Raw genomic sequence first — 16,420 nt, 5'->3', positions numbered from 1 at the left:
GCCGGGGATGACAGATCGAACATCTGCCTTGGCATCAGTCCTTGAGATCCTTGGGGTCCAACGGCTTCTGCAGCCACTTCACCGAGATCTCGTTGAGCTTGCCATCCGCCAGCAGCTTGGCGACGGCGTCATTGAGGGCCTGCTTGAGGCGGGGTTCGTTCTTATTGATGGCGATATGGTCGGGCGAGGACAAAAGCTGGAACTTCTGCTCGGGCTTGAGGTCCACCCGCTTGGCCAGTACCTGCGAGCCGACATCGTTGCCCACCACCATCACCTGGGCCTGGCCGGAGAGGAAGGCCTGAATCACCGAGTTATAGTTGTCGAAGCGGCGGACATCGGCCGATGCAGGCACCACTGCCGTCAGGGAGGTGTCCTCCAGCGTGCCGCGATTGACGGCGATGGACTTGTCGGCCAGGTCTTCCTTGCCGCTGACCTTGAGGGCCTGCGGGCCGATCACGGCGATATAATAGGGCGCGTAGGCCGAGACATAGTCGACCACCTTCTCGCGCTCGGCGCTGTAGCCGACGCTCATCAGGAGGTCGACGCGCTTTTCGGTCAGGAAGGGAATGCGGTTCTGGCCGGTCACGCTGACCAGGTTGAGCTTGACCTTCAGTCCGTCGGCGAGGATCTGCGCGACGTCGATATCATAGCCCTTCAGGCTCATGTCCGGATTGACCGAGGAGAAGGGCGGGAAGTCGGCGAAGACGCCGACATTGATCACGCCGGCCTTGGTGATGTCGTCGAGAGCGTCGGCCTTGGCCGCGACGGTCGCAGCAAGCAGAGTGGCCGTCAGGGTGGCGGCCCGCAGGAGACTGCGTAGGATCATGATGTCAGTCCTTTCCTTGGATGGTTTGTTCTGGTTGGAGGAAACGTCTCAGGCTGCAACCGGCACGACCACGCAGCCTTCGGCCGGCAGCCCGACGATGACCGGCTGGCCGAGGCCATGCAGGTCGCTGCCGCGGTTGGGCTGGACGGCCAGGACCTGCCCGCCGCCCTGCAGTTCGACCAGGATCTGCCGCATGGCACCGAGCGGCGTCACCTCGAGCACCTGGCCCGGGATGCGGTTGCGCTCGCCGGAGGTGGCGGCGGCCTGCAGGGGCATCAGGTCGATACTCTCAGGCCGCACGCACAGATCGACCTCGCTCCGACCGGCGGTGTCATGCGGTGTCGAGACCACGAGCTTCATGCCATTGGCGCCGACAAAGGCGGCAAGGCCGTTGCCATGGGCTTCCAGGCGGCCGCGGAACCAGTTCGCCCGGCCCATGAACTCGGCCACGAAGCGCGAGCGGGGCTGGCCATAGACCTCGTTCGGCGGCCCTTCCTGCACGATCGTGCCGCTCTTCATCACGAAGACGCGCTCGCCCAGGCTCATCGCCTCCTCCTGGTCGTGGGTGACCACGATGGTGGTGGCGTCGACGGCGGCGAGCACCTGCTTGAGCTCGGCCCGCAATTCCTGGCGCAATTTGGCGTCGAGGGCGGAGAGCGGCTCGTCGAGCAGGACCAGGCCGGGGCGCGTGGCCAGGGCGCGCGCCAGGGCGACGCGCTGCTGCTGGCCGCCTGAAAGCTGATGGGGCTTGCGATGGCCGAAATCCGGCAGGCGCACCAGCTCCAGCATCTGGGCGACACGGTCGTCGATCTCGTTGCGCGGGCAGCCCCGGTAGCGCAGCCCATAGGCGACGTTCTCGGCGATGGTCATGTGCGGGAACAGCGCATAATGCTGGAACAGGAGGCCGACATTGCGCTGATAGGGCCGGAGCCGGGTGACGTCCTCGCCGGCGATGCGCACCACGCCGGAATCGGGTCGTTCGAAACCGGCGATGATGCGCAGGATGGTGGTCTTGCCGCAGCCGCTCGGGCCGAGCAGGGCGACGGTCTCGCCACCGGCGATCGAGAAGGAAACGCCGTCGACCGCCGTCACATCGCCGAAATGCTTGACGGCATTGATGAATTCCACGGAGTTCGCCATGTCTGGCTCCTGTTACCTGAACATGCCCTGCCCGATCAGCCGGTCGAAACCGACGAGGCGTTCGAGGATGATGATGAGGATGGCGGTGATGCCAACCAGCAGCACGGCGGCGGCCGCGATGGTAAGGTCGAAGGAGGCCCGCATATTGCTCACCAGCGCCACCGGCAGCGTGTAGGTGGTGGGATCGGTAAGGAAGAGGCTGACGGCGACGTCATCCATCGAGATCGCGAAAGTAAAGACGGCGCCGGTGACGATGCCGGTGCGGATCAAGGGCAGGGTGACGCTCCAGAAGGCCTGCTTCTCCGTGGCCCCCAGGATCAGGGCAGCCTCGGTCAGGCGCTTGTCGCGGCCGACCAGGCTCGCCAAAGTGGCGCGCAGGGCATAGGGCAGCGTGATGATGATGTGCCCGGCCAGCAGGCGCGGAAAGCCGCTGACCACGCCGATCTTGGAGAGGAACAGCAGCAGGGCGAAACCCGTCACCACAGCCGGCACGATCAGCGGCGACAGGAAGGCCCCCATGATCACGCCCTTGCCGCGGAACTCGCCGCGATCGAGCCCCACGGCGGCCGCGGTGCCGATCACCACGTTGATGACGGTCGCCAGCACGGCGATCTCGAGGCTGGTGGTCAGGCCATCAACGACATAATCCTGCGAGAACAGCTTTTCGAACCAGTGCAGCGACAGGCCTGGCGGCGGCAGTGGCCCGAGATAGTCGCGGGCGTCGAAGGCGAGCAGCCCCGCCACCAACAGCGGCACGATCAGGAAGACCAGGCCGAGCCCGATCACCATGTTGGTGCCGGTAATGGCGAGGCGATCGCCCCACACTTTGGCATTGCCGTCGGCGGTCATGCGCTTTTCCTCCGGCCATGCTGCACGAGCGAGACCAGATAGACGACGATCAGGGTCAGGATCAGCATGGTGATCGAGACGGCGGCGCCGCTGGGATAGTTGGAGACGTCGCTAAAGCGGTTGTAGATCACGTTGGAGATGAACAGCACCCGCCCCTTGCCGAGCACCATCGGAATGACGAAGGCGCTGATCGAGAAGGTCAGCGAGACCAGGAAGGACGACACCAGCGCCGGCAGGCTGCGCCGCAGGGTGATGTCGAGATGGGCGCGCCAGGCCGGCGCCCCCAGGGACTGGGCGGCATCGATCAGGCGCGGGTCGAGATTCTGCACCGTGCCCATCAAGGTCAGCACGCTGATCGGGATCACCGCATGCAACAGCCCTGCCCCGACCAGGGTCTCGATATACCAGCGGCTGGTGGGCGCGATGCCGAGCAGGGTCAGAAGAGGCCTGATAATGCCGACCGAGCCGAAGGTCAGCTCCAGCGCATAGGTACGCACCAGCATGGAGAGCAGCACCAGCGTGATCATCAGGCCGATGCAGGCAACCCGCCCGCGCGGCGAGAAGCGGCGCACGATGCCATAGGCGATCGGGAAGGCGATGATGAGGCCGACGAGCGAGGCAGCGACGCTGATGCGGAAGGTCTCCACCAGCACACCCGCGAAGGACGGGCTGGCCAGCTCGCGATAATTGTCGAGTACGAAGGGCGAATCCGCCGCCGAACCGATGCGTCCCGGCACGAATTGACGGAAGCTCTCCAAAGCGAGGTCGATCAGCGGTGCGACGAAGATCAGGGCAAAGACTGCGAGCGCCGGCACGAGCAGCAGTATCGCGCCACGATTGGGCGATGACGTCGTGGGGCTGGCCGTCAAAAGGGCTGGGGCCGACAAGGCGAAATCCTCCTGCAGACGGAGCGGGCAATCCGGAGGTCAGGGCTGGCTTCATGGTCGCGACGCCAGCCACCCCTTCGCCCCGTCGTTACGGGGAGAAGGTAGGGATGAGGGGCAGCGTGACCTTAGTGATTAAGCGCTTTGCGAAGCCCCTCACCTCTATCCTCTCCCCGTAAGGACGGGGCGAGGGGGGCACACGCGTCGCACTCTTTCGTTAAGTCCGTCATCTCGCGCGACCCGCAAGGCTGTTGCCTACTAGGCCGGAGATCGATTCCGATGCGCCCACTCGAAGTTACTTCACAGCAGCGGGGCGATGTCGGCTTCCCAGCGCTTGGCCCAGGCGTCCTGGTTGGAGAGCACCACATTGTAGTCGGGCACATGGACGAACTCGTCCATTTCGGCCGGGGTGAAGATCAGGTGCTTGAGATTGTCGGGCTTTTCGGCCTTGGCGTTGAGCGGCGCTTCGCCCGCAACCTTGGCGTAGAGCGTGTTCATAGCCGGGCTGATGGCGAAATTGATGAAGTCCAGCGTCGCCTTGAGGTTGGGCCGGTTCTTCAGCACGGCAAAGCCGCTCTGATAGAGGAAGGTCGCCATGCCCTTCTGCTTGGTCAGGCGGGTCACCGGGAAGTTCTTGGCGACCGCCGCCCAGCTCGGTTCGGCGAAGAAGCCGACCGAGGTTTCGCCCGCGGTGAAGGAATTGGTGAAGTCGACATCGGTCACCGCGATGCGGCCGATATTGCCGGACTTGGCCAGGTCCGCCATCAGCTTCCAGCCCGGTTCCATGTTCTTCTCGTCGCCGCCGCCATGCAGGGCCAGCGCCACGATCTGCAGCATCATGCTCTGGGTCGGGCCCGGCCAGCAGATGGCGCCCTTCAGCTTGGGATCGAACAGGTCGTCGATCTTGGTGACCGGCATCGGCACGGTGTCGGTGCGATAGCCGAAATACATGCCGCCGACGGCGCGCGGCACCGCCATGATGCCACCCTTGTCGTTCTTGATGATCATCTTGGCGGGGATGTCGGCGAGATTGGGAATGTCGGCCGGGTTGACGGTCTCCAGCCAGTCTTCCTTGATCATCGAGTTGAAGGAACCTTCCCAGCCGGCGACATAGTCGAAATCGGTGCGTGGCCAGATCGCCTTGATCTTGGGCAGGATGGCGGCGGCGCCGCCCTGGTGCAGCACCCAGTCGATCTCGGCTGCGCTTTGCTGGGCGGCGATTTCCTTCATCGCCTTGACGACGTCGCCGCCCCATTCGACGGCGGTCAGCTTGGTGCCGGCGGCCCGGGCCGGTGCGGCCTGCCCCAGCAAGACGGGCAGGCTCAGCGAGCCCATGAGAGCGAGCAGGTTCCTGCGCGACAGTTCGACCATGATGTTCCCCTCGGTAGCGATCACCATGTCCTCGTCGTGGATCGACTGTTATGGACAGGTTCAGGCGAGGCCAAGGGGGCCCGAAAAAGGCCGCCTGCGGTAGCCGGATAATTCGCGTGAGGGTATAAGCGTTGCTGAATGCCCCCGGACATGCGGATTGTCTCATACCGACGATACCGAGTGTCTGTTTGTCGTCCCCGGCGAGGCCACAGACCTCGGGAAGGGGATCCAGCGGCCAACGGTTTCAATACCTTAGCCCCTTCCCCTCGCTTCGCTCGGCCGGGGATGACAAAACATTCGCCCAGATCGATATCAGGCGTGTGCAAGCTCGACTTCTCGTGGCGATCTTATCGAGCTCGGGTCGCCTATTGAAAACAGCTCAGGCGTGGCCGAGCTCGACCTGGCGCAGCACGAAATCGGCCAGGAAACGCGATTCCTCGCGCGCGCCGCTGCGGACATAGAGACCGATATCGACCCGGGCCGAGCCCGGCATGTCGATGGTCTTGTCGAGGGCACGGCAGCCCTCGGGAATGGTTGCCGCAATCATCGGACCGATGCCGATGCCCACGCGCACCGCCGTCGCCATCGCCACCAAAGTCGAGGCCTCGCAGACGATGCGCCAGTTGCGGTTGCGCATGGCCAGCGTCGCCATGGCCGGTCCGCGCCAGGGACAGCTTTCCACGAACATGATCACGGGCAGCGGCGTGTCCGGCGTGAACTCGATGTCGGAGCGCCCGACCCAGTGCAGATATTCGTTCCACACATGCGCCGGCTTGCGGCTGCAGCGGCTGGTATCGCAGACCGCGATGTCGAGTTCGTCATTCTCCAGCATGGCGGCCAGCCGCGCATTGGATTCGACCAGGATGTCGATGTCGACCCGGGCATTCTTGTCACGGAAATCGCGGAGAATCTCGATCAGCCGGGTGGCGGCGAAATCCTCGACCACGCCGAGGCGGATGCGCCCCTCGATCTGCCGGCCGTTCAGGCGCTTGCCGACCTCGTCGGTCAAGGTGAGGATCTCGCGGGCATAGGGCACCAGGAGGAGCCCGTCCGCGGTCAGCGTCAGCCCCTTGGGGCTGCGCTCGAACAGGTCCGATCCAACCAGGGCTTCGAGCTTGCGGATCTGCATGCTGACCGCGGCCTGCGTGCGATGCAGCGACAGCGCCGCGCCGTTCACCGTCCCCACTTCGGCGACGGAGAGAAAGGCGCGAAGCAGGTAGGGATCGAGGTTCAGCATGCGGAGTGCGGCGAAGAGCCGGCAAGCCGGATGGGCGGGACGCATGACGGCGGCACGTGCGCCGCGGGGCGCCGGATAGGGTGGTCCATGCTCTCGATCCCCTGGTCTGGCGTCCCCGCCTGTGCCGGCCGGCCCTTTCAAGGCCCAGGACGCTTGTGGGCATTGTTCCATACCGATCGAAAATCACAAGGGCCTATGGCGACCGGCTGCCTCCCTCGGCTCTCACGCCTTTGCCGCCACCACCTCCACCTCGACCTTGAACTCTTCCCGCGTGAAGCCCGAGACGATCATCAGGGTGGAGGCGGGCGGCGGATCGGCCACCACCGCATCACGGGCCTTCATATAACCTGCCATGTGCTCGCGGCCGGTGACATAGGCATTGATCCTGACGATATCGGCGAGCGCCATACCGGCCTCGGTCAGGATCGTCTCGATCGTCTTGAAGATCAGCCTGGCCTGTGCTTCTGCCCCCTCCGGAATCGACTCGTCCGGGCCGATGCCGAGCTGACCGGAACAAAATAGCATGCGGGCGCCGGCCGGCACCTCCATGGCGTGGCTGTAGCGGGCGAAGGGAGCCCGCAGCGAGGACGGTGTGACGGCGCGAAGCATGGCGGGTCCTTCGAAAATCTGGCCGGCGCAAAATTAATCGTGATCACGACTTGTGCAAGCGTGAATTGGCGCTAACAATCGGGCACCGGCGTTGCGGCAATCCGATACCAGTAACTCCCAAGACGAAACCGAACAGAGGCGACAGGAATGAACAGCATGCTCAAGACCGCCGTGCTTGCAGCGACGGCCGTGTTTTTTGCCAACCTGAACGCCGCCTGTGCCGAGGAACTGGTGAAGGTACGCTTCGGCACCAACTGGCTGGCCCAGGGCGAGCATGGCGGCTACTATCAGGCCGTGGCCGACGGCACCTACAAGAAGTTCGGCCTCGACGTCGAGATCGTGCAGGGGGGACCGACCGCCAACAACGCCACTGCCCTGGTCGCCGGCAAGAACGACTTCTATATGGGCGGCAATCTGGTCGAGGTCTTTTCAGCCGCCAAGGAGGGGGTTCCCCTCGTCGCGGTGGCCGCGACCTTCCAGAAGGACCCGCAGATCCTGATGACGCATCCCGGCGTCGGCCTCGACAGCTGGGAGGATTTGAAGAAGGCCAAGACCATTTTCATCGGCCCCGATTTCCAGGCCACCGGCTATGCCTGGATGAAGGCGGCCTTCGGCTTCACCGACGAGGCCGTCAAGCCCTATGACTTCAATCCCGGCCCCTTCATCGCCGACAAGGGTTCGGTCCAGCAAGGCTATGTGGCGTCCGAGCCCCTCCAGGTGGAAAAGGGCGGCGGCTTCAAGCCCAATGTCTTCCTGATCGCGGACCAGGGCTGGAACACCTATTCGACCCTGATCGTCACCCGTCAGGACATCATCGATGCCAAGCCTGACGTGGTGCAGAAATTCGTCGATGCCTCGGCGATCGGCTGGGCCACCTATCTCTACGGCGACAACAAGCTCGGCAATGCGGCGATCCAGAAGGACAATCCCGACATGACCGACGAGAACCTCGCCTTCGCCGTCAAGCAGATCAAGGCCTATGGCATCGTCATGTCGGGTGACGCCGAGAAAAGCGGCATCGGCGCCATGACCGACGAGCATATGAAGTCCTTCTTCGACAAGATGGTCGCCGTCGGCCTCTACAAGCCCGATTTCGACTACAAGAAGGCCTACACGCTGAAATTCGTGAACAAGAATGTCGGCTCCGACCTGATCAAGAAGTGACGATGTTGGGTCGAGTGTTACCGGCAGAGTTCCGCCACGCCTCCCGGTCGGGGTGGCGCTGCCCCGGCAATAAAGGGCCATCTCGCCGAGGCGACAGGCCAAGCCAACGTACCGGAGGTCCATCTTGAACCCTCCGGCCCGCCCGACCGTCGTCTCGCTGCGCGACGTGGGCAAGACCTTCTCCTCGGGCACGACCGCGCTCCAGCATCTCGACCTCGACATTCGCCAGGGTGAGATCCTCTCTCTGCTGGGACCTTCGGGCTGCGGCAAGTCGACGGCGCTACGCATCATCGCCGGGCTGGGCGAGGCCTCGAGCGGCAGCGTGGTCTGGGCGGATGGCGGAGCGGACCATTCCCGCGACGTCGGTTTCGTCTTCCAGGAACCGACGCTGATGCCCTGGGCCAGCGTCTTCGACAATGTCTGGCTGCCCGCGCGCCTCAAGGGCGTATCGCGAAAGGCCGTCCGGGATCCGGTCATGCAGGCCCTCGAAAGCGTCGGCTTGGCCGCCTTCGCCGATGCCTATCCGCGCGAACTCTCCGGCGGCATGCGCATGCGCGTCTCGATCGCCCGCGCCATGGTGACCCGCCCCAGGCTCCTCCTCATGGACGAACCCTTCGCTGCGCTGGACGAGATCACACGCCAGAAACTCAACGACGACCTGATGCGCCTGCAAGGCGAACTCGGCTGGACGGTGGTGTTCGTCACCCATTCGGTGTTCGAAAGCGTCTATATTTCCGACCGCATCGTGGTGATGGCGGCCCGGCCGGGACGGGCCTTCGCCGAACTCACCATCGATGCCGAACGCCCGCGCGGCGCGGCCTTCCGCACCACGCCCATCTATGTCGACTATTGCCGCCAGGCCTCCGCCGCGCTGACCTCGGCCATCGGCAAGGCCGCCGGGACCGTCGACGGGCATTGATCGCGAGAGATTTGGATCAGGAGGGCAGGAACAGGATGAGCGCGATCAGTTCAGCGGGCGATGCCGCCGCCCCTTCCGCAGCATCCCGCCGGGGCCCGCCAGCCCTGCTGAAATGGCTGCTGCCGCTCGCCTTTCTGGTGGTGGTGCTGGGGGCCTGGGAATATTGCGTGGCGGCCGGTCTCACGCCGATGAAGGTGGTGCCCGCTCCCAGCGAGATCTGGGCGGCCTTTTTCCGCGAATGGGAAACACTGGGGCCGGCCTGGCTCTTCACCCTGGAAGTAACGCTGAAAGGCTTCGTACTCGCGGTGGTGGGCGGGGTGTGCCTGGCCATCCTGTTCTCGCTGTCGCGGCTGGTCGAATATACGCTCTATCCCTATGCCATCATCCTGCAGGTCACGCCGGTCCTGGCCCTGGCGCCACTCTTGCTGGTGATCTTCTCGCAGGCCACCGTGCTCTTGATCTGCGTGTGGCTCGTCGCCTTCTTCCCGGTGCTCGCCAACACGCTGATCGGCCTGCGCTCGACCGACCATAATCTGCTCAATCTGTTCGAGCTCTACCGCGCTTCGTCCTGGCAGAAGCTATGGCTGCTGCGGCTGCGCGGCGCCCTGCCCTATTTCCTCGGCGGCGTACGCATTGCCGGCGGCCTGTCGCTGATCGGCGCCGTGGTGTCGGAGCTTGCCACCGGCGCGGGCGGCGCCCGCGGCGGGCTTGGCTATATCATCTATCTCGCGCCGCGCTATTTTGCCTATCCGCGTGCCTATGCCGCGCTGGTGCTGCTGTCGCTGAGCGGCATCGTCATCTTCCTCGCCCTGTCCTATCTGTCGCATCTCCTGCTGCACAAATGGCATGAGAGCGCGCTGAAGCGGGAAAACTGATCGTGCCCAAATCCGTTCAATCAGCCGCCAAGATCCCACCCGCCGGCCGCTGGGCGGTCGAGGCCAGCGTGCCGGCCTGCCTGGTGCCGCAGCAGCTTGCCGGCATCGACCAAGACGGCCTGGCGCGCGTCTGCCTGACCGTCGCCGACGGCCGCATCGAGGCGATCGAGGCCGTGACGGGCCCCACCGACGCGCTCTCGACCGGCATGGTGTTCCCGAGCTTCGTGGAACTGCACACCCATCTCGACAAGGGCCATATCTGGCCGCGTCGCCGCAATCCCGACGGCACCTTCTTCGGCGCGCTCGACAACGTCACCCTGGATCGCGAAGCCAATTGGTCGGCCGCCGACGTCGCCGCCCGCATGGATTTCTCGCTGCGCTGCGCCTATGCGCATGGCACATCCGCCATCCGCACCCATCTCGATTCGATCGGCAAGCAGATCGGCATTTCCTGGCCTGTTTTTGCCGAGATGCGGGAGAAATGGGCTGGCAGCATCGAATTGCAGGCGGTGGCGCTGTTCTCCATCGAGCACGTGGCCGATCGTGCGCATATGTCGGACATCATCGCAGCCCTGCGCGCACATGACGGCATCCTGGGCGGCGTCACCTATATGGTGCCGGAGCTTGACCAGGGCCTGGACACGCTGTTCCGTCTCGCCGCCGATAATGGCTTCGACCTCGATTTCCACGTCGACGAGACCCAGGACCCCACCGCCCGTTCCCTGCGCCACGTCGCCGAAGCGGCCCTGCGCCATCGCTTCGCCGGCCAGGTCACGGTCGGCCATTGCTGTTCCCTCGCCCGGCAGGAGGAGGACGAGATCAAGGCCACCATCGACAAGGTGGCCGAAGCCGGCATCGCCGTGGTGTCGCTGCCGATGTGCAATCTCTATCTGCAGGATCGTGTTCCCGGCCGCACCCCGCGCTCGCGCGGCGTGACGCTGCTGCACGAATTGAAGGCTGCGGGGGTTGATGTCGCAGTCTCCTCCGACAACACCCGCGACCCCTTCTATGCCTATGGCGATCTCGATGCCCTCGAGGTCTTCCGCGAGGCGACGCGCGTGGCCCATCTCGACCATCCCTTCGGCGACTGGCCCAAGGCCATCACGGCGACGCCGGCCTCGGTGATGGGCATCGATGCCGGCCGGCTGCGCGTCGGGGGACCGGCCGATTTCGTGCTGTTCAAGGCCAGGACCTGGACGGAACTGCTGTCCCGCCCGCAGGCCGACCGCATCGTGGTGCGCGATGGCCGGGCCATCGACACCACTTTGCCGGACTATGAAGAGCTGGACGCGGTGCTGGGGGGCGGGTCTTCAGACCCGCCTGCTTCCCACCACCCCTGATCGCTCGAATCGGCGGGTCTGAAGACCCGCCCCCCGAAAATCTCCGCCAGGTTCGATCGCATGACCGACATCGCCGCCCTCAAGGCCCGCCTGCCCGACATCCGCATCGAGGATCACCCGACTTTGGTGCGGCAGAAGAGCCGCGACTTCTTCTGGTATTCGCCGGTGCTCAAGCGCGAGCTCGACCACATCACCGGCGATTGCATCATCTTCGCCAAATCGGCCGCCGACGTCGTCGCCGCGCTCGCCGCCTGCTACAAGCTCGACATTCCCGTCACCCCCCGCGGCACCGGTACCGGCAATTACGGCCAGGCCATGCCGCTTTCGCGCGGGGCCGTGCTCGATCTGTCCTTCATGGACAAGATCATCTCGATCGAGCCCGGCGTGCTGGTCGCCGAAGCCGGCGCGGTGATGGCCGAGATCGACAAGAAGACGCAGGTCCATTCCGGCCAGGAACTACGCCTGCATCCTTCCACCGCCAAGACCGCCACCATTGGCGGCTTCGTCGCCGGCGGCTCGGGCGGCGTCGGCTCGATCACCTGGGGCGGGCTGCGTGACTGGGGCAACGTCACCCGCCTCAAGGTAGTGACGATGGAAGAAAGCCCGCGCATCCTCGATCTCACCGGCGAGGACCTGCACAAGGTCAGCCATGCCTACGGCACCAATGGCATCATCACCGAAGTCGAGATGCCGCTGACCACCGCCTTCAAATGGATCGACGTCATCGTCGGCTTCGATACGCTCGCCGAGGCAGCCGCCTTCGCCAATGAGACGGGTGAGGCCGACGGCATCCTCAAGAAACAGCTTGCCGTGGTGGCCGCACCGGCTGCCCACGACTATTTCAACCGGCACCGGCGCTGGATCCCGCGCGACAAGCACATCGTCTGCGCCATGATCGCCCCGCAGAACTACGACGCCTTCCTCACCATCACCCGTCGGCGCAAGGGCGCCGAACTGCTGTTCTCGACATCTGATATGAGCGAGGCCGACCGCAAGGGCCTGCCTGACATCTACGAGCTCGGCTGGAACCACACCACGCTGCGTGCCCTCAAGATCGACCCTACCATCACCTATCTGCAGACGCTCTATCCCTTCCCCAACCAGCTCGACCTCGTCTCCAGGATCCACGCTGTCTTCGGCGACGAAGTGGTGGCCCATCTCGAATTCGTGCGCTTCGACGGCAAGATCACCTGTTTCGGGCTGCCGCTCGTCAAGTTCACCACCGAGGAGCGTCTCGACGAGATCATCCGCATCCATGAGGACATGGGCGCGCCGGTGTTCAATCCGCACCGCTATACGCTGGAGGAAGGCGGCATGAAGCAGACCGACGAGGTGCAGCTCGCCTTCAAGCGCGAAGCCGATCCCAAGGGCTTGCTCAATCCCGGCAAGATGATCGCCTGGGACGATCCCGATTATGATTACACCAAGAACCGGACCTATCTGTTCCGGGGCATGCAAATGGAGGCCTGACGATGTGTGGAGCACACAACAGCGACAACACCAATCTGGCGACAGGAACGCTGCAGGTCGACGACGATCGGGTGCGCATCACTCGCTACGATTTCCAGCCCGGCCAGGAAACCGGCTGGCATCGGCATGAATATCCCTATGCCGTGGTGCCGCTGGTCGACGGCACGCTGCGCATCGTCGACGCGCAGGGCGAGAAGCTGGTGCCGCTCGCAGCCGGCATCTCCTATTCGCGCCCGGCCGGCGTCGAGCACAATGTCTTCAATGGCGGCCAGTCCCACATGGCCTTCGTCGAGGTCGAGATGAAGGGCTGATGCGGGTCCTCGTCCTCTTCTCCCACCCTTGCGAGGAATCCTTCGGCGCGGCACTGCATGCCTGCGTCGTGGAGTCCTTGCGCAAGGCCGGCCACGAGGTCGACGATTGCGACCTCTATGCCGAGGGCTTCCAGCCCGTGCTGACGGCCGCCGAACGGCGCGCCTATCACGACCTGGCGCGAAACCGTGACGGCGTGGCGGCTTACGTCGAACGCCTGCAGCGGGCGCAGGTGCTGGTGATCGTCACGCCGATCTGGAATTATGGCTTTCCCGCCATCCTCAAGGGTTTCTTCGACCGGGTCTTCCTGCCCGGCGTATCCTTCACCCTGGTCGACGGCAAGGTTCAGGGCAATTTACACAACATCACCAAGGTGGTGGCCGTCACCACCTATGGCGGCTCGCACCTGAAAGCCTTGCTGATGAGTGACCCGCCGCGACGCGTGATCACGCGCATGCTGCGGGGCGTGGTCAAGCCCTTCGCGCGCTTTCGCTATCTCGCCCATTATTCGATGAACCTGTCGACGGACCGGTCGCGTGCTGCCTTCCTGGCCAAGGTGAAGCGGACGCTCGCCAGGATCTAAAAGCTGCGCCGGATAGGAAATTTTTACCTGATTCCAGGTAAAAGCCCACGAAATCCTCGACATTTTCTGCCAGAAACTGTATCTGAAGCCGGCTACAGCAAATCATCAGCCGGCGGATCATTGCCATGCGACATCCGGCCTCCAAGACACTTGGTTATCAGTTGATCCACGTGGCCCGGCTGCACCGGGCCCGCACCGCCAAGCTCCTCGAAGGGCTCGGCCTGTTTCCGGGCCAGGAACAGGTGCTCGAAGCCCTTGCCGGGCGGGAAGCCCTCTCGATGAGCGAATTGGCAGACATCCTGCGCGTCAGGCCGCCTACGGCCTCCAAGACGATCGCACGCCTGTCGGCCGCCGGCCTGATCGAGCGCAAGGCGACGGACGGCGATGGCCGTGTCGTGCGCGTGGGCCTGAGCGCGGACGGCAAGGAAAAGGCCGCCGCCATCGCAGCCCTGGCGCTCGACATCGAGGCGGAAGCCACCAGCCATCTCGACAACAAGGACCGCAAGCGCCTGCGCAAGCTGCTCAAGCGGGTCGAAAAGGGCTTCAAGCATGCACTCGGCGGCGAGATGGACGCCGATGACGACGACGAGGGCGACGCCGACGAGGCGTGAAGGTGGGAAGCAGCCCACCTTCCCTTCTCCCCTTGCGGGAGAAGGTGCCCCGAAGGGGCGGATGAGGGGTTTTGCAACCTCACCGTTCTTGGCGACCTGCCGCCAACATGACCTAGATAAGTCGCGAGACCCCTCATCCCCCTGCCGGGACCTCTAGTCAACTCAAGGGAGTTGACGACACCCGCAAGGGGAGAAGGGAAGCCTCATTCATCTCGCCATGATGGCTTCGACCAAATCCTTCGGTCGGAACTGGTAACCGTCATTGTCGACGGCCGCCCAGCCGCCCTTGCCGTCGTCGACGATACGGCTGCGCATGCCGCCAGCCTTGGCGATGATGTCGTAGTCCTGCCCTGAATCGGCGGGATAGGCGAAGGTCATGACGAGATCGGTGGTGCCGACATTGACCGAGCGGTGGATCCAGTAGGGCGGCACATAGCATAGGCTGCGCGGCCCGATCTCGACGGTGCGGATCTCTCCGGCCGGCGATTCCAGCAGCATGATGCCATGCCCGCTCTCGCCGTAATACATTTCCGGACGATTGGGATTGGCGTGGATGTGGCCGCGCGTGAGGAAATATTCCCGCCCCACCTTGCCGGGAATCATGCGGGTGACCCCGATGATCATGTCCCCGGCATCCGCCGAGGGTTTGTAATCCGTCACCTCATAGACGACCTTGTCGCCGAGTTCGGCCAGGACCGCCTGGTAGGCCGCCTCGTCTTCATAGAGACCGGCAAGGTCGGCCATCGTCTTGGTGTAGCGGTTGGTCGCCCCCCGCAATTCCCCCTTCTCGATATCGACGACGCACAGGCCCGGCTCGCGCATGGACATATCAACCAACCTTTCTTTCGACTGCGGCAATCTAGGAAGTTCGCCATTTTGTAGCATCACTACATTTTTATCAGCACCCCGACAACCCCAGATGCATTATTTTAACCTATTTCAAGCTAATTTATGCAATATTGCGTTGCAATATTTCACGAATGTGATTTTGTTTCAATTTTTTAAAATTTCACTCGCTTGACCCCTATCAAAAAATGTACTTATGCTACAGAACTGGGCCCGAAAAAATGCCCTGACAGACGACGTGGAGGAGAGAGCCAATGAAGAAGACCCTTTTGGGCGGCAGCCTGGCCGCAGCATTGCTGGCCGGCACGATGGGCATGGCGAGCGCCGCCGACTGCAAGATCGGCGTGGCGATGTACACGCTGAGCGCCCCCTATTTCGCTGCCCAGCAGGCCGCCGCCATCGACCAGGGCAAGAAGGCGGGTTGCGAGGTTACCACCTCCGACGGCCAGAACGACATGGGCAAGCAGATTTCCGACGTCGAGGACATGGTCGCCAAGGGCGTCAACCTCCTGATTCTCAACCCGCGCGATCCCGAAGGCCTCGTCGGCGCCGCCAATGCCGCCAGCGCGGCCGGCGTGAAGGTGGTGGTGATGGATTCCTCCATCAACACCAAGGCCAACATCGTCACCCAGGTGCGCTCCTCCAACGACCAGAACGGCTTCCTGGTCGGCCAGTGGCTGGCCAAGAAGATGCAGGGCAAGCCTGTCAAGATCATCCTGCTCTCAGGCTCGCAGGGCAATGAAGTCGGCCGTGACCGTCGCCTCGGCGTCTTCCGCGGCCTGGTCGAAGGCCAGCTCGTCAATGACGGCAAGGCCAGCTTCGAAGTGCTCGGCCAGGGCTGGGGCAACTGGGCGACCGAAGACGGCCTCAAGGCCGCCGAGGACCTGCTGCAGGCCCATCCCGACGTCACCGTGCTGCTGGCCGAGAACGACTCGATGGCGCTGGGCGGCATGAAGGCGCTGCAGGCCGCCGGCAAGAACGACGTGCTGGTGCTCGCTGCCGCCGATGGCCAGAAGGAAGCGCTCGCCCTCATCAAGGAAGGCAAATATGGCGCGACCGGCCTCAACGACCCCGATCTGGTAGCCCGTACCGCTGTCGATATCGGCCTGAAGGCCCTCAAGGGCGAGCTCGGCGCCGACACGCCCAAGCTCCAGCTCACCACGCCCGCGGTGATCACCCAGGAGAACGTCGACAAGTTCTACAAGAAGGACGCGGTGTTCTAAGCGGCCGCTTCGAGTCATGCGCCTTCTCCCCTTGCGGGAGAAGGTCCCGGCAGAGGGGTGAAACGCAGACACGGCAAGGTCGTGCGTCTCCCCTCATCCGGCGCTTCGCGCCACCTTCTCCCGCAAGGGGAGAAGGCAATAGTCGCCCTGCGATATCCAAACCA

Annotated in this window: 17 protein-coding genes; 9 read left to right on the top strand and 8 right to left on the bottom strand. The window is 64.0% G+C overall.

All coding sequences use genetic code 11. From position 1 onward, the window contains the following. Positions 1-34: 34 nt before the first annotated feature. The 7 genes from QM672_RS19865 to QM672_RS19835 all read right to left on the bottom strand — a co-directional run bounded on the left by QM672_RS19865 (position 35) and on the right by QM672_RS19835 (position 6,916). Complete coding sequence (locus QM672_RS19865) at positions 35-826, bottom strand: transporter substrate-binding domain-containing protein (protein WP_415084636.1); 792 nt, start codon at positions 824-826, stop codon at positions 35-37. Positions 827-874: 48 nt separating this feature from the next. Then, on the bottom strand, positions 875-1,966 hold the full coding sequence (locus QM672_RS19860) for an ABC transporter ATP-binding protein (protein WP_415084634.1): 1,092 nt from the start codon (positions 1,964-1,966) through the stop codon (positions 875-877). A gap of 12 nt (positions 1,967-1,978) precedes the next feature. Then, complete coding sequence (locus tag QM672_RS19855; protein ID WP_415084632.1) at positions 1,979-2,815, bottom strand: ABC transporter permease; 837 nt, start codon at positions 2,813-2,815, stop codon at positions 1,979-1,981. Beyond that, positions 2,812-3,702, bottom strand: a complete 891-nt coding sequence (locus tag QM672_RS19850; RefSeq protein ID WP_415084630.1) for an ABC transporter permease — start codon at positions 3,700-3,702, stop codon at positions 2,812-2,814. Before QM672_RS19850 ends, QM672_RS19855 begins: the two co-directional genes overlap by 4 nt. Before the next feature lie 297 nt (positions 3,703-3,999). Continuing rightward, complete coding sequence (locus tag QM672_RS19845) at positions 4,000-5,034, bottom strand: ABC transporter substrate-binding protein (RefSeq protein ID WP_394313160.1); 1,035 nt, start codon at positions 5,032-5,034, stop codon at positions 4,000-4,002. 415 nt (positions 5,035-5,449) lie between these two features. After that, positions 5,450-6,307: a LysR substrate-binding domain-containing protein gene (locus QM672_RS19840; protein WP_311940155.1), complete on the bottom strand. Its 858-nt coding sequence runs from the start codon at positions 6,305-6,307 to the stop codon at positions 5,450-5,452. 222 nt (positions 6,308-6,529) lie between these two features. Next, positions 6,530-6,916, bottom strand: a complete 387-nt coding sequence (locus QM672_RS19835; RefSeq protein ID WP_415084628.1) for a RidA family protein — start codon at positions 6,914-6,916, stop codon at positions 6,530-6,532. Positions 6,917-7,063: 147 nt separating this feature from the next. Here QM672_RS19835 and QM672_RS19830 point away from each other — a divergent pair, with 147 nt between their 5' ends. The 8 genes from QM672_RS19830 to QM672_RS19795 all read left to right on the top strand — a co-directional run bounded on the left by QM672_RS19830 (position 7,064) and on the right by QM672_RS19795 (position 14,187). Next, complete coding sequence (locus tag QM672_RS19830) at positions 7,064-8,080, top strand: ABC transporter substrate-binding protein (RefSeq protein WP_311940074.1); 1,017 nt, start codon at positions 7,064-7,066, stop codon at positions 8,078-8,080. A gap of 124 nt (positions 8,081-8,204) precedes the next feature. Then, the gene (locus tag QM672_RS19825) at positions 8,205-8,999 is read left to right on the top strand and encodes an ABC transporter ATP-binding protein (RefSeq protein ID WP_415084626.1); all 795 of its coding nucleotides are present in this window, start codon (positions 8,205-8,207) and stop codon (positions 8,997-8,999) included. 35 nt (positions 9,000-9,034) lie between these two features. Continuing rightward, entirely contained in the window at positions 9,035-9,874 is an 840-nt protein-coding gene (locus QM672_RS19820) for an ABC transporter permease (RefSeq protein WP_394312970.1), read from the top strand. A gap of 2 nt (positions 9,875-9,876) precedes the next feature. Beyond that, the gene (locus QM672_RS19815; protein ID WP_415084623.1) at positions 9,877-11,214 is read left to right on the top strand and encodes a cytosine deaminase; all 1,338 of its coding nucleotides are present in this window, start codon (positions 9,877-9,879) and stop codon (positions 11,212-11,214) included. Positions 11,215-11,274: 60 nt separating this feature from the next. After that, positions 11,275-12,684, top strand: coding sequence for an FAD-binding oxidoreductase (locus QM672_RS19810; protein ID WP_415084621.1), 1,410 nt, complete (start codon positions 11,275-11,277; stop codon positions 12,682-12,684). 2 nt (positions 12,685-12,686) lie between these two features. Next, positions 12,687-12,995, top strand: coding sequence for a cupin domain-containing protein (locus QM672_RS19805; RefSeq protein WP_311940085.1), 309 nt, complete (start codon positions 12,687-12,689; stop codon positions 12,993-12,995). Then, positions 12,995-13,576, top strand: a complete 582-nt coding sequence (locus tag QM672_RS19800; protein WP_415084619.1) for an NAD(P)H-dependent oxidoreductase — start codon at positions 12,995-12,997, stop codon at positions 13,574-13,576. The genes QM672_RS19805 and QM672_RS19800 overlap by 1 nt, the downstream gene beginning before the upstream one ends. 125 nt (positions 13,577-13,701) lie before the next feature. Next, positions 13,702-14,187: a MarR family winged helix-turn-helix transcriptional regulator gene (locus QM672_RS19795; RefSeq protein ID WP_311940089.1), complete on the top strand. Its 486-nt coding sequence runs from the start codon at positions 13,702-13,704 to the stop codon at positions 14,185-14,187. A 207-nt stretch (positions 14,188-14,394) separates the two neighbouring features. Here QM672_RS19795 and QM672_RS19790 read toward each other — a convergent pair whose 3' ends face one another. Continuing rightward, the gene (locus QM672_RS19790; protein ID WP_311940157.1) at positions 14,395-15,015 is read right to left on the bottom strand and encodes a glucose-6-phosphate isomerase; all 621 of its coding nucleotides are present in this window, start codon (positions 15,013-15,015) and stop codon (positions 14,395-14,397) included. Between the two features lie 272 nt (positions 15,016-15,287). Here QM672_RS19790 and QM672_RS19785 point away from each other — a divergent pair, with 272 nt between their 5' ends. Next, entirely contained in the window at positions 15,288-16,256 is a 969-nt protein-coding gene (locus QM672_RS19785; protein WP_209432877.1) for a substrate-binding domain-containing protein, read from the top strand. Positions 16,257-16,420: the final 164 nt, after the last annotated feature.

Source organism: Labrys sp. (in: a-proteobacteria) (assembly GCF_047605565.1).
GTDB classification, from domain to species: domain Bacteria; phylum Pseudomonadota; class Alphaproteobacteria; order Rhizobiales; family Labraceae; genus Labrys; species Labrys neptuniae.
The sequence above is the reverse complement of the archived record's forward strand: the minus strand, read 5'-3'. Positions and strand labels throughout refer to the sequence as shown.

What these genes read in the sequence shown, in the direction of transcription:
- QM672_RS19865 (WP_415084636.1), bottom strand. Translation starts at nt 826, where the DNA reads ATGATCCTACGCAGTCTCCTGCGGGCCGCCACCCTGACGGCCACTCTG.
- QM672_RS19860 (WP_415084634.1), bottom strand. Translation starts at nt 1,966, where the DNA reads ATGGCGAACTCCGTGGAATTCATCAATGCCGTCAAGCATTTCGGCGAT.
- QM672_RS19855 (WP_415084632.1), bottom strand. Translation starts at nt 2,815, where the DNA reads ATGACCGCCGACGGCAATGCCAAAGTGTGGGGCGATCGCCTCGCCATT.
- QM672_RS19845 (WP_394313160.1), bottom strand. Translation starts at nt 5,034, where the DNA reads ATGGGCTCGCTGAGCCTGCCCGTCTTGCTGGGGCAGGCCGCACCGGCC.
- QM672_RS19840 (WP_311940155.1), bottom strand. Translation starts at nt 6,307, where the DNA reads ATGCTGAACCTCGATCCCTACCTGCTTCGCGCCTTTCTCTCCGTCGCC.
- QM672_RS19835 (WP_415084628.1), bottom strand. Translation starts at nt 6,916, where the DNA reads ATGCTTCGCGCCGTCACACCGTCCTCGCTGCGGGCTCCCTTCGCCCGC.
- QM672_RS19830 (WP_311940074.1), top strand. Translation starts at nt 7,064, where the DNA reads ATGAACAGCATGCTCAAGACCGCCGTGCTTGCAGCGACGGCCGTGTTT.
- QM672_RS19820 (WP_394312970.1), top strand. Translation starts at nt 9,035, where the DNA reads ATGAGCGCGATCAGTTCAGCGGGCGATGCCGCCGCCCCTTCCGCAGCA.
- QM672_RS19810 (WP_415084621.1), top strand. Translation starts at nt 11,275, where the DNA reads ATGACCGACATCGCCGCCCTCAAGGCCCGCCTGCCCGACATCCGCATC.
- QM672_RS19805 (WP_311940085.1), top strand. Translation starts at nt 12,687, where the DNA reads ATGTGTGGAGCACACAACAGCGACAACACCAATCTGGCGACAGGAACG.
- QM672_RS19800 (WP_415084619.1), top strand. Translation starts at nt 12,995, where the DNA reads ATGCGGGTCCTCGTCCTCTTCTCCCACCCTTGCGAGGAATCCTTCGGC.
- QM672_RS19795 (WP_311940089.1), top strand. Translation starts at nt 13,702, where the DNA reads ATGCGACATCCGGCCTCCAAGACACTTGGTTATCAGTTGATCCACGTG.
- QM672_RS19790 (WP_311940157.1), bottom strand. Translation starts at nt 15,015, where the DNA reads ATGTCCATGCGCGAGCCGGGCCTGTGCGTCGTCGATATCGAGAAGGGG.
- QM672_RS19785 (WP_209432877.1), top strand. Translation starts at nt 15,288, where the DNA reads ATGAAGAAGACCCTTTTGGGCGGCAGCCTGGCCGCAGCATTGCTGGCC.